Source organism: Acidovorax facilis (assembly GCF_023913775.1).
In the GTDB taxonomy this organism is placed as follows: Bacteria; Pseudomonadota; Gammaproteobacteria; order Burkholderiales; family Burkholderiaceae_C; genus Acidovorax; species Acidovorax facilis.
Genome location: NZ_JAMXAX010000032.1, coordinates 24,015 through 44,737, shown reverse-complemented (window position 1 = coordinate 44,737; position 20,723 = coordinate 24,015). Strand labels below are relative to the sequence as shown.

23 protein-coding genes are annotated in these 20,723 nt (G+C 64.4%); 16 read left to right on the top strand and 7 right to left on the bottom strand.

Going from position 1 to position 20,723, the window contains the following annotated elements:
• On the top strand, positions 1-1,240 hold a 1,240-nt coding region (locus NFX52_RS11800; protein ID WP_252635649.1), incomplete at its 5' end, for a TraB/TrbI/VirB10 family type IV secretion system protein.
• Complete coding sequence (locus tag NFX52_RS11795; RefSeq protein WP_055398377.1) at positions 1,237-1,461, top strand: DUF2274 domain-containing protein; 225 nt, start codon at positions 1,237-1,239, stop codon at positions 1,459-1,461. The genes NFX52_RS11800 and NFX52_RS11795, both read left to right, overlap by 4 nt.
• Before the next feature lie 18 nt (positions 1,462-1,479).
• Here NFX52_RS11795 and NFX52_RS11790 read toward each other — a convergent pair whose 3' ends face one another.
• From NFX52_RS11790 to NFX52_RS11775, 4 genes are all read right to left on the bottom strand, one after another.
• Positions 1,480-2,055, bottom strand: coding sequence for a hypothetical protein (locus NFX52_RS11790; RefSeq protein WP_055398378.1), 576 nt, complete (start codon positions 2,053-2,055; stop codon positions 1,480-1,482).
• Positions 2,056-2,122: 67 nt separating this feature from the next.
• A complete protein-coding gene (locus NFX52_RS11785; protein ID WP_055398379.1) occupies positions 2,123-3,445 on the bottom strand; it encodes a type II toxin-antitoxin system HipA family toxin in 1,323 nt (440 codons plus the stop codon).
• Complete coding sequence (locus tag NFX52_RS11780; protein ID WP_055398380.1) at positions 3,445-3,954, bottom strand: helix-turn-helix domain-containing protein; 510 nt, start codon at positions 3,952-3,954, stop codon at positions 3,445-3,447. Before NFX52_RS11780 ends, NFX52_RS11785 begins: the two co-directional genes overlap by 1 nt.
• A gap of 203 nt (positions 3,955-4,157) precedes the next feature.
• Positions 4,158-4,619 carry a MarR family winged helix-turn-helix transcriptional regulator gene (locus NFX52_RS11775; protein ID WP_055398381.1) on the bottom strand — a complete coding sequence of 154 codons (462 nt, stop codon included), beginning with the start codon at positions 4,617-4,619 and terminating at the stop codon, positions 4,158-4,160.
• Positions 4,620-4,673: 54 nt separating this feature from the next.
• Here NFX52_RS11775 and NFX52_RS11770 point away from each other — a divergent pair, with 54 nt between their 5' ends.
• The 3 genes from NFX52_RS11770 (at position 4,674) to NFX52_RS11760 (ending at position 7,159) form a co-directional block, all read left to right on the top strand.
• The gene (locus NFX52_RS11770; protein ID WP_055398382.1) at positions 4,674-5,042 is read left to right on the top strand and encodes a VOC family protein; all 369 of its coding nucleotides are present in this window, start codon (positions 4,674-4,676) and stop codon (positions 5,040-5,042) included.
• A 37-nt stretch (positions 5,043-5,079) separates the two neighbouring features.
• Complete coding sequence (locus NFX52_RS11765) at positions 5,080-5,418, top strand: antibiotic biosynthesis monooxygenase family protein (protein ID WP_055398383.1); 339 nt, start codon at positions 5,080-5,082, stop codon at positions 5,416-5,418.
• A 484-nt stretch (positions 5,419-5,902) separates the two neighbouring features.
• Positions 5,903-7,159: a tyrosine-type recombinase/integrase gene (locus NFX52_RS11760; protein WP_055398384.1), complete on the top strand. Its 1,257-nt coding sequence runs from the start codon at positions 5,903-5,905 to the stop codon at positions 7,157-7,159.
• 680 nt (positions 7,160-7,839) lie between these two features.
• On the opposite strand, the gene NFX52_RS11755 is transcribed toward NFX52_RS11760, so the two are convergent.
• The gene (locus NFX52_RS11755) at positions 7,840-8,256 is read right to left on the bottom strand and encodes a PIN-like domain-containing protein (RefSeq protein WP_055398385.1); all 417 of its coding nucleotides are present in this window, start codon (positions 8,254-8,256) and stop codon (positions 7,840-7,842) included.
• On the bottom strand, positions 8,253-8,975 hold the full coding sequence (locus NFX52_RS11750; protein WP_156358730.1) for a MerR family transcriptional regulator: 723 nt from the start codon (positions 8,973-8,975) through the stop codon (positions 8,253-8,255). Before NFX52_RS11750 ends, NFX52_RS11755 begins: the two co-directional genes overlap by 4 nt.
• A gap of 211 nt (positions 8,976-9,186) precedes the next feature.
• Between NFX52_RS11750 and NFX52_RS11745 the strand changes: the two genes are divergently transcribed.
• The 10 genes from NFX52_RS11745 (at position 9,187) to NFX52_RS11700 (ending at position 16,535) form a co-directional block, all read left to right on the top strand.
• Positions 9,187-9,450, top strand: coding sequence for a hypothetical protein (locus NFX52_RS11745; RefSeq protein ID WP_055398387.1), 264 nt, complete (start codon positions 9,187-9,189; stop codon positions 9,448-9,450).
• Positions 9,451-9,638: 188 nt separating this feature from the next.
• Complete coding sequence (locus tag NFX52_RS11740) at positions 9,639-9,902, top strand: helix-turn-helix transcriptional regulator (protein ID WP_055398388.1); 264 nt, start codon at positions 9,639-9,641, stop codon at positions 9,900-9,902.
• Positions 9,899-10,222 (top strand): Ogr/Delta-like zinc finger protein, encoded by a 324-nt coding sequence (locus tag NFX52_RS11735; protein ID WP_082437446.1) that lies wholly within the window; start codon positions 9,899-9,901, stop codon positions 10,220-10,222. The genes NFX52_RS11740 and NFX52_RS11735 overlap by 4 nt, the downstream gene beginning before the upstream one ends.
• Before the next feature lie 313 nt (positions 10,223-10,535).
• Positions 10,536-10,760 (top strand): hypothetical protein, encoded by a 225-nt coding sequence (locus NFX52_RS11730; RefSeq protein WP_055398444.1) that lies wholly within the window; start codon positions 10,536-10,538, stop codon positions 10,758-10,760.
• A gap of 2 nt (positions 10,761-10,762) precedes the next feature.
• A complete protein-coding gene (locus NFX52_RS11725) occupies positions 10,763-11,467 on the top strand; it encodes a hypothetical protein (protein WP_055398389.1) in 705 nt (234 codons plus the stop codon).
• Positions 11,464-12,165, top strand: a complete 702-nt coding sequence (locus NFX52_RS11720; RefSeq protein WP_055398390.1) for a DUF7146 domain-containing protein — start codon at positions 11,464-11,466, stop codon at positions 12,163-12,165. Before NFX52_RS11725 ends, NFX52_RS11720 begins: the two co-directional genes overlap by 4 nt.
• Positions 12,166-12,179: 14 nt before the next feature.
• Positions 12,180-15,005, top strand: a complete 2,826-nt coding sequence (locus tag NFX52_RS11715; protein WP_055398391.1) for a hypothetical protein — start codon at positions 12,180-12,182, stop codon at positions 15,003-15,005.
• A gap of 9 nt (positions 15,006-15,014) precedes the next feature.
• Positions 15,015-15,365, top strand: a complete 351-nt coding sequence (locus NFX52_RS11710; RefSeq protein WP_055398392.1) for a hypothetical protein — start codon at positions 15,015-15,017, stop codon at positions 15,363-15,365.
• 1 nt (position 15,366) lies between these two features.
• Entirely contained in the window at positions 15,367-15,771 is a 405-nt protein-coding gene (locus tag NFX52_RS11705) for a hypothetical protein (protein ID WP_207401896.1), read from the top strand.
• Positions 15,772-15,794: 23 nt separating this feature from the next.
• Positions 15,795-16,535, top strand: coding sequence for a hypothetical protein (locus NFX52_RS11700; protein WP_055398394.1), 741 nt, complete (start codon positions 15,795-15,797; stop codon positions 16,533-16,535).
• A gap of 118 nt (positions 16,536-16,653) precedes the next feature.
• Here the strand turns inward: NFX52_RS11700 and NFX52_RS11695 are convergent, their stop codons facing one another.
• Positions 16,654-18,627 (bottom strand): replication endonuclease, encoded by a 1,974-nt coding sequence (locus tag NFX52_RS11695; RefSeq protein ID WP_055398395.1) that lies wholly within the window; start codon positions 18,625-18,627, stop codon positions 16,654-16,656.
• 732 nt (positions 18,628-19,359) lie between these two features.
• On the opposite strand from NFX52_RS11695, the gene NFX52_RS11690 reads away from it, so the two are divergent.
• Entirely contained in the window at positions 19,360-20,616 is a 1,257-nt protein-coding gene (locus tag NFX52_RS11690) for an Hsp70 family protein (RefSeq protein WP_055398396.1), read from the top strand.
• Positions 20,617-20,723 lie beyond the last annotated feature (107 nt).

Sequence of the window (20,723 nt, the reverse complement as noted above, 5' to 3'; positions counted from 1 at the left end):
GCCGCCCGAGGCCATGGCTTTGCGGGCTGCTCCCAGACCCGTGGTTCGGCTGAGTCGGCGCATGCTGGCGCTCGGTGCCGGCGGCCTGGCCGCACTGGTCCTGGGCGCCACGGTGTGGTCGCTGCAGCCCATGCGGCGCGGGAGTGAGCAGCCCGCGGAGCTGTACAACGTGGACCGGGTGGCGAAGTCCGAAGGCCTGGAGCGCTTGCCCAAGGACTACACGGGGGTGACGCCGGTGCTGCCACCGTCTGTGCCGGTGCTCGGTGAACCGTTGCCGGGCGATCTGGGGCCGGCCATCGTGAAAGCGCAGCAGCCGTTGGCACAGCAGGCCGCTGATCCGGCGCAACTGGCGGCCGATGAGGCGGCCCGTTCGGGGGTGTTCTTCAAGGGCGCGGGTGGCAAGGTAGCGAACGGGGGCTCTGATGCATCGCTGAACGCGCCCACCAACCGAGGCGGTCAGGGTGCGAGCCACCAAGCGTTCAACCCCCTGGCGCTGACCACAGGTCAGGGCGGTGGTGCCGCGCCCTCTACCGATCCGACGGCGGTGCAGAACCGCCAGGATGCGAAGGAAGGTTTCTTGACCAAGGCCGCTGGTGGCGAGGCGGCCACGCGCAACCCGGGAGGCCTGCAGATGCCGACGTCGCCTTACCAGGTGATGGCCGGCACCGTGATTCCCGCCGCACTGGTGACGGGGATCAACTCCGACCTGCCTGGCCAGGTGATCGCCAACGTGACCGAAGCGGTCTATGACACGGCGACGGGGCGGCATCTTCTGATCCCGCAGGGTTCGCGCCTGATCGGTCGCTACGACAGCCAGGTGAGCTTCGGGCAGCGCCGTGTGCTGCTGGTGTGGACGCGGTTGATCCTGCCGGACACGTCCTCGGTGGCACTGGATCGCCTGCCCGGCATCGACCCGGCGGGCTACGCCGGTCTGGAAGATGGTGTGGACTGGCACTGGGGCCGCATCCTGGCGGGCGCGGCGCTGTCCACGCTGCTGGGCATGGGCGCCGAACTGGCCGCGCCGGAGAACAGCACCGACGGCGACCGCATCGTGGTCGCCGGGAGGGAGAGCGTTCAGGAAGCGGTGAATCAGGTGGGCCAGGAGATCACGCGGCGCAACCTGAGCATCCAGTCCACGCTCACCGTCCGGCCGGGTTTTTCGATGCGGGTGATGGTGAACAAGGATCTGGTACTGCGGCCATACCAGCCGCTGATGTTTCAGCGGGGAGGAGACCAGTGAGCAAAGGAAGCAGTCGCCTGAGCCTGGGTCCGATCCCGAAACCAGAGGCAGTGAAGCTCACGATCTCGGTGTCAGCCGAGTTGAAGGCCCAACTCGATGCCTACGCGGAGGTGCATGGCCGGCTGCACCAGGCGCCGGTGGATGCGGTTGCGTTGATTCCGCACATGCTGGCAGCGTTCATGGCGCGGGATCGTGCCTTCAAGGTGATGGCTCGACGATAGGAGCGATGTGGAATCCGCTCAGACCGGCTCGAAGGGGCGGCGGGGCTTGGCGTGCGCGATATAGCGCTGGCAGAGTTGCCAGTAGGCATTGAACAAGGATTCGGCGTCGTGAACCTGCGCCGCGAATTCTTCGATCGTCATACTGATCGAGTCATCGACGCGGTCGGGCGACATGTCCCATTGGAGGGGAACGAAGACCAGCAGTGGCTCCGCATCGATCAGGCGCCCTGGGGGCTTGAATTTGTACTTGCCGGGAACGCCCCAGCGGCCGTGCGCGTAGTCGTTTCTCAGGGCGCGTGCCTGATGGGCGTTTTCGAACCATGCTGAGAACTCGGCCAAGGCTTTGGGCCCCGCCGGTTCGTACACGTCCATGATCAGCACTTCGAGCTTTTTCAGGCGATCCCCCAGCCTTGCCTGCCTCGCCGTGAGGAGTTCGGACACATCCTGCTGACAGTGGGGGCCAAGCCAGTTCAATTGAAGCCCGACATTGAAGTCGAACCGAGCAATCGCGTGCACCAGCCGGCCAAGCAGGCGATGAAACTCATCGCTGAATGGGTCAGCTGCTTGAACTGTGGATCGGGGCTTTTTTGTCATCGAGCTTGAGGCGCGTGGGAGCTTTCGATCGGTCGCCGGTGTCGGCACGATGATGGTGCCGAAGCGATCATGAAAATGTGGCTGCTTCTGACAAGAACTTCTTCGCTTGGCTTCGCATCCCTTGAGCAATCGGGGTCCAGATCCGATCCGGAAAGTCCTTGGGCAGATGGGCCTCGACCTCAGACAAAGCGGGCTCAAGCGTGCGGATCACCTCCAGCATTGCATGCCAGACATCTGGCCCACCGTTCTTCATGGCGAGGTCGTGCCAGTGGCGCGCCTGGATCGTGTGCAGGTGGTAGTGCGTGTTTTTTGAGCGAATCGCCATGGCCAGGCGCACATCGCGCAGATGGATTTGTCCACGGCCTCTGCCCACGTAGGGCCACACGGACAAGACGTCGTAGAGCGGCGTCATGTCGTAGGCGTTGCCCTGACGCAGGAAGATCGAGAAATTCTTGGCGTGCCCGTCAGGTGCAGCCATGAGCCAGAAAACCAACTGCGTGAGCAGGAAGACGAGCCGGTCCGTGAAGGCGTCAGTGCTTCCAGACAGCAACTGGAGTCCCTCGGCCAGGGTGGGGCCGCCATCCTCTTCGTACTTCATGCGCGGAGGCTGACCCAGCGCCTGGCAAAAGTCTTCCTGGGGCAGCCGGGCGATCCACTTTCCGTCATCCATCCACTCACGGTCGAACCGTTCGACGATCAATGCACGTTGATCACCAAAGCTGGCCATCTCGGTCCGTGCAATGGGCAGTCCCAGCGCCTCGATGATCTGGGCACAAACCCATTCGTTCTCCACGGAGTTGAACATCTCCACCCGGCTCGTGTTGGCGATGACCCCGAGGGGAAGTTTGAAGATGTGCGTGCTGGGGGTGGCGCCAAGCGGTCGGCACCATTGACCGTTCACCAAGGTGAAGGCGGTCTTCTCCTGAGCGCCGGCCAGGGAGATCCGGAAGGCCGGCGCTTCGTTTCCGGGGTGGGTTCGCGGGTCGGCCGGGACGGCGTGCAAGGCGTCTGCGACCTCGGCCTCGGTCAGTGGCTCACACGCGACGCGGTCCCAGCCGTCGGGTGTGGTCCCTTCGGGCAGCAACTGCACGGCACCCACACAATCGCGGCCAATGGCTTCCAGCAGGGCGAAGGCATCCAGCGTCTTCGTCTTGAAGCGTCTCCCGATACGTTCTCGGATCCGTTCGTTGTCAGGCAGGAGGTTGTCGAAATAGTTCGCGACCACGTCACCTTTGATCTCCAGTGTGCGGGTGAGTGGCAGCGACAAGGACAGGGGACGTGACTTCTCAGATTCGGGCCAAGTGTGGGCATAGGTGAAGCTGTGGGTGCCTCGATGGACATGCCACGTCCCTACCCATTCGCCGTTCATCCAAGCATTGAGCGCCGCCATCACCAGGAGCCCTTCTTGAGGCGGATGATGAAATTGCGCTTGGAGGTCGGCACGACATCGGCGTTTGGGTTGATGTCACGAAGCATTTGTCCGTCGGATGAGGACATGGTGCCAGTGCGACTGACCAGAACCGATGTTGGCAAGTGCTTGCCCCCTCCAGTCAACGGCAAGGTCTGCCATTCGCCTGTTGGTGGCACGTTGACTGCTGGGGGCTTCACGGGTTTGTGGGCGTTTTTGGATGGCGCCAGCTTCCCCATGTTCACGCTGCCCAAGGGGCTGCGTTCTGCTTTGTCAGCATCATCCCGAAGGACCAAGGAGGTCTGCAGCGCCGACAGCATCCGCATCAACTGGTCAACGCTCACAACCCCGGGGTTGTTCTCGATTTCAGCCACTCTGGCCTGGCCAACACCGAGCAGGCGCCCCAGAGCCGCCTGGGTCAGGCCACGCTCTTTCCTGAGCGCGCGCAGGTGCTCACGCAGTTGGGTCGGAAGGTGAATGGTGTAGTCCATGGCAGCACAGTATTTGGAATAGCCAATGTACTGGTTTCGCCCAATAATGTCAAAATACTTGCTATGGTGTATTTATAGAAAAAACTTACCAAGTCCAGTATTTTGGAGCCCAACCCCTACTTAAAACAGGCGCGATTACAGGGGTCGGAGGCAGGAGTTCGACCTTGGCGCTACGAAGGACGAGATTGACGAGGGTTCCAGCATCAGCTAACAGACGGCTCAACGCACAGGGCGGCTGCACAACGCTTGAGCAGCTCACAAAGAAGCTTGGCCTCTTCTGCTGACAGCGTGGAAAGCATCTGTCGCTCAACCACGTCGGCCGCCTTTGCGCCCTCAGCGACGGCCCTTTGGCCCGCCTTCGTCAGCTCGGTCATGATGACCCGGCCATGCTCCGGATGCGGACTGCGCGCGATCAGGCCCCCGCGCTCTAGGTTGACCAGGATGGCCTGCATGGTCTGCGGCGTCACGAACGCCGCTCGAGCCAGCTCGGCATTCGAGATGCGAGGGTTCCCGGCGACAGCAAGCAGAACAGCGTTCTGCGGTGCGGTGATGCCGAGTCGCGCGAGTTCGGCATCCAGGCGGTGCCGCAAACGATGTTGCGTGATCTTCAGATTGTAGCCAATCCAGTCGGCTCCGCTGCGAGGTGCCACTTTGGTCGTTGACATATCAGGCCCCTTACATTATTATCAGTCCACTGATATTAACCGACAGGGATTTACATGACAACGCCAATCGGCCCTGACTTCATCGCCTTGCAAGTGCGCGACCTCGCTGCATCCCGCAAGTTCTACGTGGAAATCTTTGGGTTCAAAGCCGCGGCGCAGAGTTCGCCCGGCGCCGTCGTTCTCAAGACCGAACCGATTCCGCTGGCGCTGCGAGAGCCTCTTCGTCCGCTTCCCGAAGCCGGGTCGCTCGGAGTGGGCATGGTGCTCTGGGTCGCATGCGACGACGCCGACGCACTGCACGACCTCATTGTCAAGCGGGGCGGCGCGATCCTCAGCCAGCTGGCCGACGGCCCCTTCGGTCGCTTCTTCGTCGCCGGTGATCCCGACGGCTACGCGATCACTTTTCATACGGCGCGACGCTGACCGCGGCCCAGGCCGTTCAACCAACTGGAGACTCCAAATGACCATCCTCGACCCGTCCGCCGGCTACTTCATCCTCATCAACACGTTCACCGTTGAACCTGAGATGAAGGCTGAGGCGTTGCTGGCGAGCCTGTCGAAGGCGACCGAAGACGTCTTTCTTCACGCGCCGGGCTTCGTCTCCGCGAACCTGCACATAAGCGATGACCATCGCCACGTCGCGAATTACGGCCACTGGCGCAGCAAGAAAGACTATGAGGAGGCGGGAAAGAATCCAGCGGTGCAGCGCCACATGCGCGAGGCGGCGAAGTTCGTCACTTCTTTCGAGCCGGTGTTCTATGAGCTGGCCAAGGTGCACGTCGCGGAACGAGAGGCATGAGGGCCTCGTGTTCAACGTATTTCTGGCAGAGACCTGTGGAGTTGTGACGTCAACTTTATGGTCAATGAGTTTGAGCGCAAGTGTGAACGATTGGGCTCGCTGGGTGTAGTCCATCTCATCTCGCCTAGTTGATCTGTTCCAGATCAATGAGATAATCGCTCCAAGCTTGGTGGTTCGTTTCCACTAGCCCACTCGATCAGTCCGGTGTACCCAGCGGTGTACCCAAAGAACAGATGAGATGGGAAAAGTGAGTATTGGCGTGGGTTCGAGGGCCTTTTTAGAACCAGTCCCAGGCCACCATTCACCTATCCGCAGACGTCCATAGGCGTCCAGCAGATGACAAAATCCCTAAGCAAATCAACCGCTTAGGGATTTTTTTTGTCCATACGCGTCCACGGCTGTCCATGCCAAGCCAGCCACTTGTGGGGGCAACTTTGGGGGCAACTGCTAAATTTGGGGCAGCTGCCCCCAAAAGTTGCCCCCAATGCCTCTGACAGACACCGCAATTCGCCGCGTTATTCCCGGCCCCAAAACCCAGAAATTGACCGATGGCCAGGGCATGTACCTGGAAGTTGCCCCAAGCGGTGGGAAGTGGTGGCGCCTCAAGTACCGGATTGCAGGCGTTGAAAAGCGCCTGTCGCTGGGCACCTACCCCGACACATCGCTGAAAGCCGCCCGCGACAAGCGGGATGAAGCCCGCGCGCTGATCGCCCAGGGCATAGACCCCAGCGACGTGCGCAAGGCGTCCAAGGTGCAGACCCAGGCCGACGAAGCCGACGCGGCGCGTGAGGCTGCAGGGCTGCCTCCGCCTGACAGCTTCGAGCAAATCGCCCGCGAGTGGTACGAAACCCGCAGAGAGGACTGGTCAGCGTCTTATGGCCAGAAGATCATGCGTCGGCTGGAGGTGGATGTTTTCCCGTGGCTGGGCGCCAAGCCCATCACATCCATCACCCCGCCGATGGTCCTGGCCGTGCTGCGCCGCGTGGAAGGGCGGGGCGTGGTTGAAACGGCCCATCGGGCGCTGGAGAACTGCGGGCAGGTGTTCCGGTATGCCGTGGCCACCGGGCGCATCGTCAGCGACCCGGCCCGCGACCTGAAAGACGCACTGCGTCGGCCGATGGTGAAGCACTTCCCGGCCATCACCTCGCCAGAGCGCTTGGGCACGCTGCTGCGCGCCATTGACTCCTACCGTGGGACTCCCGTGGTGAACGCAGCGCTAAAGCTGCTGCCGATGCTACTGCTGCGCCCTGGGGAGCTGCGGCAAGGTGAATGGCCTGAAATCAATCTGGCGGCCGCAACCTGGGCTGTGCCTGCGGCCCGGATGAAGCGCGAGAAAGCCGGGAAGCTGTACGGCAAACCGCATCTGGTTCCCCTGGCGCGGCAGGCCGTGGCCATCCTGGAAGAACTGCAGCCCATCACCGGCAACGGCGTGATGGTGTTCCGTGGCGAGCGCACCCACTCGCGCCCCATGAGCGACGCGGCCATCAATGCCGCCTTGCGCGCCCTGGGGTTCAGTGCCGACGAGGTGACCGGCCATGGCTTCCGGGCGACCGCACGCACGATGCTGGTGGAGCGCCTGGGCGTGGCTGAGTCTGTGGTGGAAGCGCAGCTCGCGCATTCGGTGAAAGACAGCCTGGGCCGTGCCTACAACCGCACCGAGTTCATCGCGGAGCGCGTGACCATGATGCAGCTCTGGGCCGACTACCTCGACCAACTACGCGCCGAGCTGCCTGCGCACTGACCTGATAGCCGGGTGCCGAGCCAGGCGGCAGGCTGCGAAACGGTTTTGACCCGTGGCGCGCGCGAGGCCCCACGCCTGCCCTCTGTGCTTGATGAGTTGTTTCTGTCGGCACCCCTGAACAAACGCAAACCATACGTGGAGCGGGCCTTCGCGCCGTTTTCGGGCCGCGTTCACTGTCGGGAATCGTCGGCATCTGTGGGCCGTGTGCCGCGTGCCGCCTGGGCCTGTGACGTAACGGAAAGAATGCTTTTTCAAACTAGAAATACTTGGAATCAACTACCTACAAACCCACCAATGAAGACCAGTTTGTAGGCTTTGTAGGTAGTGCTTTTCGGGTATCTCAAATTTGAATTGATATGGGTTCCAGTGGGGTGCATGCCGGTGGCTTGGGCAAAACGCTTGCTCGCGCTTCGACGGTCGGTAAACCCTTCAAAGCCTACAAACCCCACCAAGCAGCGCGGCCGATGGCTCCAAGCCAAAGCGAGCGCTTGTTTTCACATGCTCGCGTTTCGTCCAAAAATAACCCCTCAAAACCCACCAAACCCACCAAGGCCGGTTAAGACTGCATTGGGAGCTGCGGTGTGACTGTGTCGCGTTGCGCGCAAGCGCGCCTACGGGGGCGTGGAGTGTTTAGTGGCCCGGCTGGCAAATGCATCAACCCCGGCCAAGTCTCTCCAGCATCAGATTTGCTGGAAGCGGCCTGATGTGCTCCACGGCACTTCCATGGCCGCACGTTCAGTGGCGCAGGCCTGGTCGACGATCCGTGGCCACCATTGAACGAGTTGCGCCGTCATTTCCCAATAGGGCTTGCTTGCCCACGACTTCTGCAGCACGAAAACCGATAGACCGTACTGGCGCTGCACTTGGCGCTCTGCTCCCTTTTGCTTGCGGAAGTTGTCGCGCGAGATGATTGTCCAGCGGGCGCCGCGCTCTTGGCCAAGCGCTGTCAGCCAATCAATATCAGGTGTGTTCGCTGGGAATTTGTCGGTGAGATGAACGACTTCACCGATTTGCCCAGGGTCGAATCGATTGTTTCCTAGGCGAGCGATAGCGCCTGCCCAGCCGGGCGGAAGATTTGCATCAAAGATGAAGTTCAATGCACCGTCCGCTTGAGGTCTTGCTCAAAGCGGATGGCAGCTTCTACCGCCTTAGGCGGTACTCCATAAACCCGTGAAGTAATCGTCAGAGCTTTTTGATCACCGCCTTCTGCAGTGTAGGAGGCGTACAGCGTGCTCGTTGGTGTCCCTGTTGCGTCAATGATGGGGGCGCCAAAGTTGCGAGCAGGGTCAATCACGATGGGGGCCCTAGCGCCGCTGGGATACCAGCGATTGGCATGGCGTTTGTCTGCGTCATAGACCAAGCCGTCATACAGGGAGGGCTTGATGATGTCCTTGAACACGGATTGGCGGCTTTTCAGGTCCACCAATGAGTTTTCGTTCTTCTCTTCGGACACAGCTTCGGCGTAGATCGTCCGTCCGTCAGTTTTGAAGCGGGGGAGCGACATTGGGTGCGTGACACCAAACAAATCGGATGCCGTGGTCAGGCACCTGCGAATCACCGAGAGCGCCACCCCGGCGCGCGTGAACTCGCGGATGAAACGCAATTCCACCAAGTCACGAAAGCCTATGACATCTTCATCAAAACTCTCGTGGGCCAGCTCGTGTTCCCACAGGGGGGCGCTTTCCACGCGCGAGGCAGCATCGCCGGGCTTTCTAAGGTAGTGATACCCAAAAAGCCAGCGACGAATGTCCCGAGTTGGAACGCCGATTAAGCGCGACGCCTCAGGGATTGAGTAGATGCCGGTCCCGCTGTACATACAGATGCAAGTCTACATCTGTAGCGCTCTGAGCGTGTCCGTGCGAGGCCATACCCTACAACGTTTGCGGTACTGTTGCTGCCGATATTTTCGACGAATAGGCGCGGAGGTAGGAATTCCACTTGCTCGCGTTTCGTCCAAAAATAACCCCTCAAAACCCACCAAACCCTACAGGCACCTTCATCGGATCGCCGGGCGCTACCATCGCCCCATGACTGCCTTCATCGTCATTCTGGTCGCCCTGGGCCTGTTCGCCTTGCTGGGCGCAGCCATCCTGATCCCCTACCTCTGTGCCATGGCCACCGGCCGCGCGCTGGCCTTGGTGTTTCAGGTGGAATCCGACCAAGTGGCCCGCGAGGTGGACGAACTGCTGTCCCCCGAACACCTCGCAGAGATCGACGCACTCGTGGCCAGCTCAAAGCAGATGGCCAGCGATGCCCAGCGCCGGGCCGATGCCTGGCCAGCCGCGCGCTGATGCGTCGTTCATAGCGCGCGCTGCGCGCACTCTCACCCCCCCGACTCTCTGATGAACTGCCCGGCGCCACGCGGACCCACGGCGCGCCCGTCTTTTTTGCGCCCACTTTCCCCACCACTAACTGTGGGGAGCGCAGCCACAGCATAGGTTTCTTGGCTTTCAGCAGTCCACACAAGACCATAGGGACTATGCAAAGAACAGCCACGCAAACCACACCCATCCAAGCCGGTCCCGGCCCGTCCGATGTGCGCCCGTACCGCGAGCGCTTGCTACGTATTGACGATGTGTGCTTTATGACCGGCCTGGGCCGCAGCACCATCTACGCCAAGGTCAAGGCCGGAGACTTCCCCAGCGCCGTGCAACTGCACGGCACCTGCGTGGCGTGGCGCGAAACCCAGGTGGATGCATGGATCGCGGCACGGCCTGCAGTTCAGACACAGGGGGCCGCATGAGAGCCACCTCGATGTTCTACCGCTGCCCGCACTGTCAGGCACCTTCGACCATCCGGCACAGCGCCCAATCGTCCGCGATCCTGCGCGAGATGATTTATCAGTGCACTGACGCTGAATGCGGCCACACCTTCGTCGTACATGCCGAGGCCGTCCGCACGCTGTCGCCATCGGCCAAGCCTGACCCGCTGGTGTACCTGCCCATCAGCGAAAACACGCGCCGCGCGGTGACCGAGCAGCCCTCGATTGCGCAGCCAGGCGGTGCGCCGGGCGTGCGCGTCGCGGCAAAAATGAAGGAGGCCAGACGTGCTGCTCCCCTCTGATCGCCGCCAGCTCGTTGCACAAAACATTGCGCGGCACATGCGAGCCCGGCTACACTGCCGCGTCACGTCAAAAAAAGGCGTGATCGGGATTGGCGTCCCGACACACCCGCTGCGACGCAAGCCGCAGCCTCTACCGCAGAGCACCTGCGGCTTGTTCGTTCGTGCCTCCAGTTTTTGGCGGCTCGGGCAGGGAGCCGCAAGGCTCGCCGGTTCGCGCAAGCGGGTGTCCGGTACGCCAACCTGTTCGAGCTGCCGCCCTCCATTGGCGTGGGGGTCGGTGGTTATTGCAAACCACACCTGCTTGGAGGCCACCATGGCTGACCGCATCCCCGCACGCGCACTTGCCGCGCGCACCACCTCGCCCACATCGGGCACCCCCGACCCCATCCAACTGCACGCCACCGCGCACAACGCGCTGGGCACTGCGCTGCACCACCTGTGCCAGCCGCACGTAGACGCCGCCCGCGCACGCCGCAAGGTGATGCAGGCCCTGGCCGCACTGCGCGGCCTGGACGTGGCCTTGAGCCTGGAGGGGTAACCATGCACACGACCACCCACAACGCTGCCCGCGAGGCAGTGCAGGCGAAGCCTTGCCAAAACTGCCGCGACAACTTCCCGTTGCCCAAGGCCGAAGACGTGTTCGACCAGCACGTGGTGCACGGCTATCTGGTGCGCCGCAGCGCCTGCACTGCAAGCTCAGACACCGCCAAGCCTTGCTTGGTTAAAGAGGCACCGCAGCCGCAGGGCCTGCCCACCTTGCCGCAACTGGTGCTTGAAGCCCAGGACTTCACCGAATCCCTGCGCACCGTGCTGCGCGCCTGCCATGCCGTGGCAGCGCTGGCCGCAGGCGCCACCCATCCGCATGCAACCGTCAACATGGACGGCCTGGGCGAGCTGCTGCATCTGCACAACGACGCCATGGAGCAGCGCCTGGACGCTATCGGCACATTGATTGACGCCGTGCGCACGGCCATCAGCGCACGCCAGACCGGCGACCGCGCGCGCCATCTGGCCATGGATGCCACCGACCAGCACCACCACATGCGCCAAGCCCAGCTCGCGTTTGCAGCCGTGGCCGACATGGTCCCCTGCGCGGCCGACACCCTCACGGGCGAGAACCTGGGCGCCGCGTTGCTCCTGCTGGCCGACGCCATGGCAGAGCGCACCGCAGCCATGGATGACATGCTCGATGCACTGCATGCAGCACTGACTGCAGCACCTGCGCACGAAGGCCAGCCAGCATGAGCGCAGCAGGCGCAAGGCACGCCTACGAAGTGAACCGGGCGCGCATCGCCAGCCTGTGGGCCGAGGCGCGGCCGGTGTCTGCCGACGATGCGGCCGGCCGCTATCTCGCCCGCAGCGGTGCCGCGCAAGGCACATGGCCAGCAGCCTTGCGCCTGCACCCCGCGCTGGACTACTGGCACATGCAGGCCGACCGCACGCCGGTGTGCCTGGGCCGCTTCCCTGCGCTGCTGGCGCTGTTCGAGGTGGACACCTACCCGCGCGGTTTGCAGGGCGCGCCCGTGCCCCACGCGGTGGCGCTGCAGCGCATCTACCTTGCGGCCGATGGATCGCTGGCACCCGTGCCCGCGCCCGTCAAGCTGACCGGCAAGGCTGGTCCCGCGCTGGGCGCCTGCGCGCGGCTGGCCCCTGCAGACAGCGCCAGCCGCGTGATGGGCATGGCCGTGGGCATAGCCACTGCGCTGCGTATTGCCCAGGCCGCACGCATGCCCGTGTGGGCGGTGCCCGATGCGGCCCTGCTCGCGCACGCGCGCTGGCCCCGTGGCCTGCGCAGCCTGCATGTGTTCGTGGACACCAGCGACCCCGACCAATGGCGCAGCGCGGCCGAGCTGGCGCGCAAGGCCAGCGCCTGCGGCCTGCAGGTCTTCCCGATGGTGGCCGACATGGCCAGCACTCCCCAATTCACCGCCACCCGGCTTTAGAAAACGACCACACCATGGCAACCAAAAAGGCCAGCGCACCCAGATCGGACGCTGCAAAAAACACCCCATCTGCGCCATCCGCTGGCGCCCTGCAATTCACCGTCTTCACCGCCACGGCCCCCGACCGATTGACCAAGGTGCTGACCCTGGCCCCCGATGGCACGCTGCACAAGGAAAGCGCCGCCAACATGATGCGCGGCACTGCATCGCGTGCCGTGGCGCACGGCCTGCAGGAACTGGCCGATGTGCTGGAAACCCTCGACCCCGCGCAGGCCACGAGCTGGGGCATGTGCGATGCTGCTGCAGGCGTCAGCGTTCCCATCGTGCCCGAGCGCGAAGTGGCAGAAACCCCTGGCGCCATCTCCCGCACCCGCAGGCACTTTGCCTATCCAGTGGGCCCCGGCGTGATGATGCTCGACCACGACGGCGCGCCTGATGGCGAACTGTCTGCGGATGTGTTCCGCCAACGCCTGATAGAAGCCTGCCCGGCCCTGGCCGATGCACCCATGCTGTGGCGCCCGAGCTGTTCCGCAGGCGTGTGCACTGCTGACGGCCGCGAGCTGTCGGCGTTGACACGGCATCGCCTCTACATCCCCGTGCGCGACGCTTCACGCATCCCGGAAGCGGGCAGGGCGCTGGTGCAGCTCTTGTGGGCTGCAGGCCATGGCTGGTTCGACGTAGGCCGCGCCGGGCAGGCGCTGGAACGCACCCTGATCGATGCCAGCGTGTGGCAGCCCGAGCGCCTGGACTTCTGTGCGCCCCCCTTGCTGGGCAAGAGCCTGCAGCGGCCGCACGCTGCGCCGCGCATCTTTGGCGATCCGCTGGCGTTGTTCGACCTCGCGCTGATCCCGCACGATGCCGACACGCACAAGCAGGCCCAGGCGCTCAAGAAGGCCGCGCGGGTTCAATTGGCGGGGCAGTGCGCAGCGCAGCGCGAACGCTGGGTGGCCACCAACGCCCCGGCCCTGGCCAAGCGCCGGGGCATCCCCGTGGACAAGGCCCGCGACGTGCTGCAGCGCGCCAGCGCCCAGCGCGTGCTGATGGGTGACTTCGTGCTGATGGCAGAGCAGGGCAAGCCCGTCTCCGTGGGAGAAATCCTTGACCGCCCAGAGCGCTGGCACAACGCCCAGTTCGCCGACCCGCTGGACCCGGACAGCGACACCCGCGTGGCCGTGGTCAACCTCAAGAGCGGCCAGCGCCCGTACCTGTTCACCCACCGCCATGGCGGCATGCGCTTTGAGCTGCTGCGCCAGAGCGCCCGCATTCAGGTGGGGCGGGGCATGCGCGTGGCCACCACCGATGCGGTGCTGGCCGTGCTGCAGGAACGGGGCGAGCTGTTCGACTACGGCGAGGGGGCGGTGGCCTATGTGAGCGACGGCAAGGCGCGCCCCGTTACCCCTGACTGGCTGACCGACCACATGGGCCGGGTGTGCGAGTTCTATTCGATGCGCCATCGCCGCAAGGCCGATGGCGAGGATGCGCCCGAAGAAGGCCCCGAGGATGCTCCCTTGAGCGTGGCCCGCGCCATCCTGGCCAAGCATGGCGAACGCGGGTTCAAGAAGCTGGTGGCGGTGGTGACTGCGCCCACCCTGCGCATCGACGGCAGCATTCTGGACCGCCCTGGCCACGATGAAAACTCCGGCCTGCTGTTCTACAGCGAACACCCGAACCCGCCGCGCGTGCCGGTCAAACCGACCGTGCAGGACGCCCTGGCAGCCTTGCGCTTTCTGTGGGCGCCCCTGGCCCTGTTCCCGCTGGTGGACGCCGTGGCCAACGGGGTGGCCTTGCACGGCCTGCTGTCGGCTGCGCTGCGGGCGAGCCTTCCCACTGCGCCGGGCGTGGGCTTTGACGCCCCGGCCGCAGGCAGCGGCAAGACCCTGCTGGCCCGCTGCATCGGCATCCTGGCCATGGGCTCGGAGCCTTCGATATTGCCCCCGGCCGATACCGACGAAGAAACCCGCAAGCGCCTGTTTGCGGTGCTGCGCGAAGGCCAGCGCGTGGTGCTCTGGGACAACGTGCGCGAGCCCTTGGGCTCTGCATCGCTCGATGCCTTCCTGACCGCCCCCACGTTTGCCGACCGGGTGCTGGGCAGCAGCGAAACCATCACCTTGCCCAACCGGGCCTTGTTCATCGCCCCGGGCAACAACCTGCGCATGACTTCGGACACCTGCCGAAGGGTGCTGACGGCGCGCATCGACGCCCAGAGCGAGACACCGTACACGCGGGACTTCTCGTTCGACCCGGCGCAGATGGTGCAGACGGATCGCCTCGCCTACGTGGTGGCTGCGTTGACGATTGTTCGGGCCTACATCACCGCAGGGCGCCCGAAGATGGCCAAAGGGCGCACGGCCAGCTTCGAGCATTGGGACGATCTGGTGCGGCAGCCCATCTGCTGGCTGGCAACGCACGTGGCCGCAATCGCAGGCACCCCCGAAGGCGAAGGGCTGCCCACGCTGGCCGACCCGATGGAGGCCGCAGCCCGCGCCTTCGAGCAAGACCCGGAAACCACCAAGCTGCGCGCGCTGGTGGAGGCATGGTTTGCAGCGTTTGGACCGGATCAAACGACCGTGGGCGGTGCCATCCGGCGCAGCGACACCGACGCGCTGTTGGCCATGGCGATGGATGACATTGCAGGGCAGGCGGGCAAGATCAATTCGCGCATGCTGGGCCGCTGGATCGAGCGCATGCAGGGGCGCATCGTGGACGGCAAGCGGTTTGTGCGCATCGGGCACCGGGCAGGGCTGCTGCACTGGGCTGTGCACCAGTCGGCGGCGCTGCGGCCGATGGCTGCGGCCGACGCTATGGGCATGCCTGCGGCCGACGATGTGGCCACGTTCTGAGGGGGCGGCATGAGCGACGACCAAACCGCTGCCCGATTGCTGGAACGCCTGCGCCACAAGGGCCTGCACCTATCGGCCACGGCCGAGGGCAACCTGCAGGTGTGGCCCGCCGTGTGGCTGGATGAGGCCACCGGCGAATTGATCCGGCAGCACAAGCCCGGGCTGCTGGCGCTTCTGTCTGCTGCGGCCGTGGATGTGCTCGAAGACGACCGCCACCGCTGCCGCGACTGCTACCACCTGCAGCGCAAGGGCAATTGCGCCATGGCCGCGCAAGGGCGCTTGCCGGGCGTGCCCGAGTGGTACACGCCGCATAAGGATGTGCTGCAGCGCTGCCATCGGTTCTGCGCTTTGCCTTACTGACATGGCTGCGAGCAAACCAACCCCGATGACGGATGCCGAGCGGCAGCGCAAGCACCGCCAGAAACGCCAGCGCGAGCTGCAGGCGCTGCGCGCGGTGGTGCCCGCCACGCCGCAGGAGCGCGAGAGCGTGGCCCAGGTGCAGCGCTTGGCTGTCCAGCTCGACAAGGCCATGCGCACTGCGGCCGCGCTGCAAGCGCGCCTTGATGCGATGCAGGCCGGGCAGGGCGATCTGCAGGCCCTGCGCGAGGCCGTGCGCGCCCTGATTCCGAAGCTCACCCCGGCCGCGCAGCAGGTGGCGCGCAGGCATCTGGAGGGCTGCGGCGCTGCGCAGTGGCTCGCCCCAGAGGAACCGCCACAGCCTGCGGCCGCGCCGCCTTCAACCCTTTCTTCCCGCGTGTTTTTTTAACCCCAGTCCACAAGGAGTGATTCATGACATTCGACGTTCAACACCACGCCCGCAGCGCCCAGGCTGCGCTGCACGAAACCCTGGCCGAGCTGGCCCGCGCACGCACGGCCTACGACAACGATGCAGGCCCGAGGTTTGCCCAGGCCAAGGCCGCGCAGGAGCTGCTGGGCCGCAAGATCAAGGCGGCAGAGGATGAGGCCGATGCGGCTGCGGATGCGTTCCATGTTGCGTTTGCCAGCGGCGGGTTTGAGAGCAGCGATGCAGCCACGCGCAGTGCGCTCAACCGCAAGAACGATGCGCAGGCCATGGCCGAGGTGATGCGGGTGGCCCAGGCCAAGGGGGCCAAGGAATTGCAGGCACTCGCGGCCGAGGCCAGCAGGCAGGCGCACACCTATGCGGCAGCTTATGAGCGGGCCTACACAGCGCACGCACGGGCCGAGGGCTACAAGGCGCTGCAGGAGGCCGGGGAAGCGGTGGCCAGGGCCATGGCGCTGGCGGCGCATGCGCCCTGCAGCACCAGCACGCATGAGGATTCACTGGGGCGCCCGCCCAGCTCTGCGGCCCTGCGCGAGGAAATGGTGGCGGCGCGGTGGGCGTTCATCCTCGATGGCTTGAAGGCCATCGCCGAAGGGCTGCCCGAGTACAACGCGCGGCCGCAGGTGGAGGTGCTGGGGGTGTTCGACCTGGGGGCGCTGACGGCGCAGGATGTGCTGACGCCTGCGCAGATTCACAAGGTGCGTCGGGGCGGGGAAGCTGTGCTGTAGGGCGCTGGGTTAGGCGAGAAAAGCGCGAAGTGGCGGGGGCTGCTTCGCGCTTTTTTTCTGCGCTCCATGCCGCTGCGCGCCTCTGCGGCTGTGGTGTGCTGTGGTGCTTGTTTTTTTATCAGTGCCACGCCTCGGTGGCCTGCATGGCGCGCAATGCGCGGAACTGGGCCACCGTTTCAGGCTTGCACCAGTCCTCTTTGAAGTGTGGGCTTGGGGGGAAAAGCTCCCGCGCCAGCTCGCCCGTGATGCGGGCCGTACAGTTATTGAAACCAGTCCAAGCGCGCGGCAAAGCCGCGCGGGCGGGGGGCGTGCCACCGCCCTGAGCTTGTCCCGCTGCAGCCGTGGTTTCACCTTCGACCGCCTGCGATGCATGCGCTTGCTCGCTGATGACGGGCGCCCACGCAATGCGGCGACTCACAAGCCACCGCCCGCACATGCGGCCGTGCTGGGCCCGCAGGCCCACGATGCGGCCCACTTTCACCGGCTCGCCGTATTTGTTGACCTGGCCATCCTCGGGCGTGCGGTGTGCCGTGCACAGGTGCCACCTCTTGCGCGGCAGCGCGTGACCTCCCATGGCCTCCATGAACATGCGCCAGTCAGCGCGCAGCTCGGCATGGCGGTGGCATGCCTGAAAAGCCCGTACCGTGGCACGGTCGCCCTCAAGCTGGAACAGCTCTAGCTGATCGCGCGTTACGCGGCGCAACTCGCGCCACACTGTCACGCTGGGCATGCCGATGGTCTGAAACTGCCTGATACCCCAAGTGGCCGCCCACGCATCCACACTCTTGAAGCCCGCGCCTGGTTCCTTTGCGTCACGTGGGTTCGTGTCGCCAAAGTCCAGCGTGATCTGGTGACCGTTCACCACGTCCTGATGCTCGGCCAAGGCAAGGTGGCCAACGCTCTTCGCGATGTACTTCGCCACGTAGCCAGCGGCCCCGCCCTTCAACATGCGCTTGATGTTCACGCGGTTCTGCTCGGCGCCGCGTTCATCGCCGTCATCGCTCAGCCAATACTTGCGCACCGCTTCTTCAATGGCCAGCGCGCCCGCTTCATCCTCGGCCCATATCAGGGCGTGCCAGTGGGGCGTGGCGTCGTGATGCGGCTCGGCCACCCGCAGGCCGTACATCTTCACGCCCTTGCGCGCCAGGGCCGCGCGGGTCTTGGCCCACATGTCGCGCAACCATAGCTGGCCATCACGCGGCGTGGCGCCCTTGTATTTCTTGTTTGGCACCGGTCGTCCACCGCTGCCCAGCTTCACGGGGTGAAAGCGGCTCGGCAGCGTCAGCGTGACAAACAGGCCCACGTGCGCGCGGGCATCGGCGTATTCCTCCGCGCCGCGAATGCGCGTCATCAGCTCGCCACCGCGAATTACCGGGTTTGCTGTGCCCAGCTCCGCCAGCTCGCGCAGCGTGTACACCTGCCCGGCCTCATTGCGGAACAGGGTTCGGCCCAGCGCCTCGGCATTGCGTTTGAGCTGTGCTTGGCGGCGCTGCAGGCCGTCCTGGCTTACATAGCCGCAGCGCTCCTTGTGCACCAGCCCCAGGCCGATTGCGCCAGCTTCAACGATGCGCGACACATGCACGCGTAGGCGCTTGCGCCACCATGCGGCATCCTGCGCGCGCTTGATGGCTGGCTCCCCTTGGATCGGCTTGTCTTCAGTGATGCCCACACACCGTATCAGCATGCGAATGGAATCCACCCGGGCGGCCAGACTCTCGCCACGGGCAATGCACAGGTCATCCAGTTCATCCGCTTCACCGGCCAGCTTCTCGGCCATCTCGCAGATTTCCCAATCGCCCAGGTTCCACATGCTGGCCGCGCCGTATTCGTCCTCAAAGTCGGCCACCGCCTGCATCAAGTCCCAGGCGTCGGCCCACTCAGGTTGACTGGCCAAAAACTCCGCGTCGGTCTGCAAGGCGGCGACGATGGGGGCACGCTTGGGCGCGATCCGCTCCCCAATGGCCGCCCGCCACGCTGGCGGGGCGCACTTCAGGACGCGCTCCATGTGGCTACGCGCTAAGTGGGCCGTGGGTTTTCTCGCGTTCCACTCAGCCAGGCTGGCATTGGGCAGTTTGCGGGGAATCGTGGGCATTAGTTGTGCAGGCTGGCAGGCGCACTTTTAAAGTGCGTTGGGTTGTGAATAGCGTTCGCACAATCAGTGTGCCAGAGGTCCCCGCGTAGCAGCGTGTTACGCCGGGGCTGGCGACTCAGTAGGGTTTGGTGGGTTTTGAAGGGTTTTTTTCCGACGAAACGCGAGCCTGCGTGAAAGCAGAGGGGCCAGTTTGCAGACCCGCAGGCTTGGCAGGTTGGTGGGGTTTGTAGGCTTTGGAGGGTTTACCGACCGTCGAAGCGCGAGCAAGTGAAAAGGGCTGAGGTCCGGTTTTGAGACCTGTACGCTGGGGCCGACTGGTGGGGTTTGTAGGCTTTGAGGGGTTTGCCGACCGTCCAAGCGCGGGCCTGTATGTAGAATCGCGCCTCCCATCATGGTGCTGACAACAGATGGCTGGGGGCAACTCTGGGGGCAACTCCCGTTCCGTGAAAGTCGAAAAATCAATTGCGACAACAGGTTACGGCGTTCTTTCGGTAGAGCCCCAGCCACCAAATAAAAGCCCTTGATTTTTGCTAATCAAGGGCTTTTTCCATTCTGCATGCGGTGTCCACGGCGCTGGGTCGTGCTTCGGAGAGGCTTTGGACGGGTCTCCTGTCGCGCCACCAAGCTGCCCAGAGCATTCTTCTCGCCGCAGCACCGCATCCGATGTTTGCGTTCACCGAGGCTGTGGCCGGTGTGCGTTGAACACTTCCTCATCGCTTCGACACTTCACCCATGCCCCTCCTGAAGGACACCACCCTCGGTATCGACTTTGGCACTTCCAACTCCGCGATGGCCGTGCGCCAGGGGGCGGGGTTGGCGCGGATGATTGCGCTGGAAGGGAGTGCGCACACACTGCCCACTGCACTGTTCTTTAACGCAGAGGATCACCGCACGCACTTTGGCCGCGATGCCGTGGGCCAGTATCTGGCGGGCACCGAGGGGCGCCTGATGCGGTCGCTCAAGAGCCTGCTCGGTAGTGCGCTGCTGCAGGACAAGACGGCGGTGCACAACAAGATGGTGAGCTACCAGGACATCATCAGCCTCTTCTTGCGCATGCTGGTGCAAAAGGCGCGCGATGAGCTGGGCGGCATGCCTGCCCGGGTGGTGATGGGGCGCCCGGTGCATTTTGTGGATGGGGATGCCGACCGCGATCAGCAGGCGGAAGATGCGTTGCGCCAGGCTGCGCTGGATGCGGGGTTTGCCGAGGTGTCGTTCCAGCTGGAGCCGATTGCCGCAGCGCTGGACTACGAGCAGCGTATCGCGCACGAGTCGCTGGTGCTGGTGGTGGACATTGGGGGGGGTACCTCGGACTTCACAGTGGTGCGGCTGGGGCCGGAGCGCATGGCGCGTGCCGAGCGTGGCAGTGATGTGCTGGCCACCACCGGCGTGCACGTGGGTGGCACCGACTTTGACCGGCGGCTGAGCCTGGACCTGTTGATGCCCTTGCTCGGGTTTCGGCACACTGGGCCCACGGGGCGCGAGGTGCCCAGCCGGGTGTTTTTTGACCTGTCCACCTGGCACCTGATCCAGTGGCTGTACTCGCCGCGTGCACTGCGCGATGCGCAGAACCTGCGCACCGACTATTCCGATGCGCGGCTGCACGCGCGGCTCATGCGGGTGCTGCACGAGCGCCTGGGGCACCGCATGGCCAACACGGTGGAGCAGGCCAAAATTGCCGCCTCGCTGGCCGATGCCGAAGCTCCCATGCCGCTGGACTGGATCGAGGCCGGGCTCGGTGCTGCCGTGACGCCGGAGGGATTGGCGCAGTTCCTGTTGCAACCCCTCGAACAGGTGGTCGCCTGCGCGCAGGAATGTGTGCAGCTGGCGGGCTTGGGTGTGCAGGGGCTGGATGCGATCTATCTCACCGGGGGCTCGTCGGCCCTGCGGCCGCTGCGGCAGGCGCTCAAAGCGGCGTTTCCCGACACTCCCCAGGTGGAAGGCGATTTGTTTGGCGGGGTGGCGGCCGGGTTGGCGGTGTCAGGGCGATAGATCTGGAGGGGGGCGGCGGCATCAGGGCCGGTGGTGGATTCGCTGTGGCGGAGAAATGCTATTAAAAATATAGCTATCAGCGCTTGTTCATCAAGCGCTAGGTGTTA

What these genes read in the sequence shown, in the direction of transcription:
- NFX52_RS11705 (WP_207401896.1), top strand. Translation starts at nt 15,367, where the DNA reads ATGGCTGCGAGCAAACCAACCCCGATGACGGATGCCGAGCGGCAGCGC.
- NFX52_RS11740 (WP_055398388.1), top strand. Translation starts at nt 9,639, where the DNA reads ATGCAAAGAACAGCCACGCAAACCACACCCATCCAAGCCGGTCCCGGC.
- NFX52_RS11770 (WP_055398382.1), top strand. Translation starts at nt 4,674, where the DNA reads ATGACAACGCCAATCGGCCCTGACTTCATCGCCTTGCAAGTGCGCGAC.
- NFX52_RS11710 (WP_055398392.1), top strand. Translation starts at nt 15,015, where the DNA reads ATGAGCGACGACCAAACCGCTGCCCGATTGCTGGAACGCCTGCGCCAC.
- NFX52_RS11720 (WP_055398390.1), top strand. Translation starts at nt 11,464, where the DNA reads ATGAGCGCAGCAGGCGCAAGGCACGCCTACGAAGTGAACCGGGCGCGC.
- NFX52_RS11775 (WP_055398381.1), bottom strand. Translation starts at nt 4,619, where the DNA reads ATGTCAACGACCAAAGTGGCACCTCGCAGCGGAGCCGACTGGATTGGC.
- NFX52_RS11690 (WP_055398396.1), top strand. Translation starts at nt 19,360, where the DNA reads ATGCCCCTCCTGAAGGACACCACCCTCGGTATCGACTTTGGCACTTCC.
- NFX52_RS11765 (WP_055398383.1), top strand. Translation starts at nt 5,080, where the DNA reads ATGACCATCCTCGACCCGTCCGCCGGCTACTTCATCCTCATCAACACG.
- NFX52_RS11785 (WP_055398379.1), bottom strand. Translation starts at nt 3,445, where the DNA reads ATGGCGGCGCTCAATGCTTGGATGAACGGCGAATGGGTAGGGACGTGG.
- NFX52_RS11695 (WP_055398395.1), bottom strand. Translation starts at nt 18,627, where the DNA reads ATGCCCACGATTCCCCGCAAACTGCCCAATGCCAGCCTGGCTGAGTGG.
- NFX52_RS11735 (WP_082437446.1), top strand. Translation starts at nt 9,899, where the DNA reads ATGAGAGCCACCTCGATGTTCTACCGCTGCCCGCACTGTCAGGCACCT.
- NFX52_RS11725 (WP_055398389.1), top strand. Translation starts at nt 10,763, where the DNA reads ATGCACACGACCACCCACAACGCTGCCCGCGAGGCAGTGCAGGCGAAG.
- NFX52_RS11760 (WP_055398384.1), top strand. Translation starts at nt 5,903, where the DNA reads ATGCCTCTGACAGACACCGCAATTCGCCGCGTTATTCCCGGCCCCAAA.
- NFX52_RS11780 (WP_055398380.1), bottom strand. Translation starts at nt 3,954, where the DNA reads ATGGACTACACCATTCACCTTCCGACCCAACTGCGTGAGCACCTGCGC.
- NFX52_RS11750 (WP_156358730.1), bottom strand. Translation starts at nt 8,975, where the DNA reads ATGTACAGCGGGACCGGCATCTACTCAATCCCTGAGGCGTCGCGCTTA.
- NFX52_RS11700 (WP_055398394.1), top strand. Translation starts at nt 15,795, where the DNA reads ATGACATTCGACGTTCAACACCACGCCCGCAGCGCCCAGGCTGCGCTG.
- NFX52_RS11715 (WP_055398391.1), top strand. Translation starts at nt 12,180, where the DNA reads ATGGCAACCAAAAAGGCCAGCGCACCCAGATCGGACGCTGCAAAAAAC.
- NFX52_RS11745 (WP_055398387.1), top strand. Translation starts at nt 9,187, where the DNA reads ATGACTGCCTTCATCGTCATTCTGGTCGCCCTGGGCCTGTTCGCCTTG.
- NFX52_RS11730 (WP_055398444.1), top strand. Translation starts at nt 10,536, where the DNA reads ATGGCTGACCGCATCCCCGCACGCGCACTTGCCGCGCGCACCACCTCG.
- NFX52_RS11790 (WP_055398378.1), bottom strand. Translation starts at nt 2,055, where the DNA reads ATGACAAAAAAGCCCCGATCCACAGTTCAAGCAGCTGACCCATTCAGC.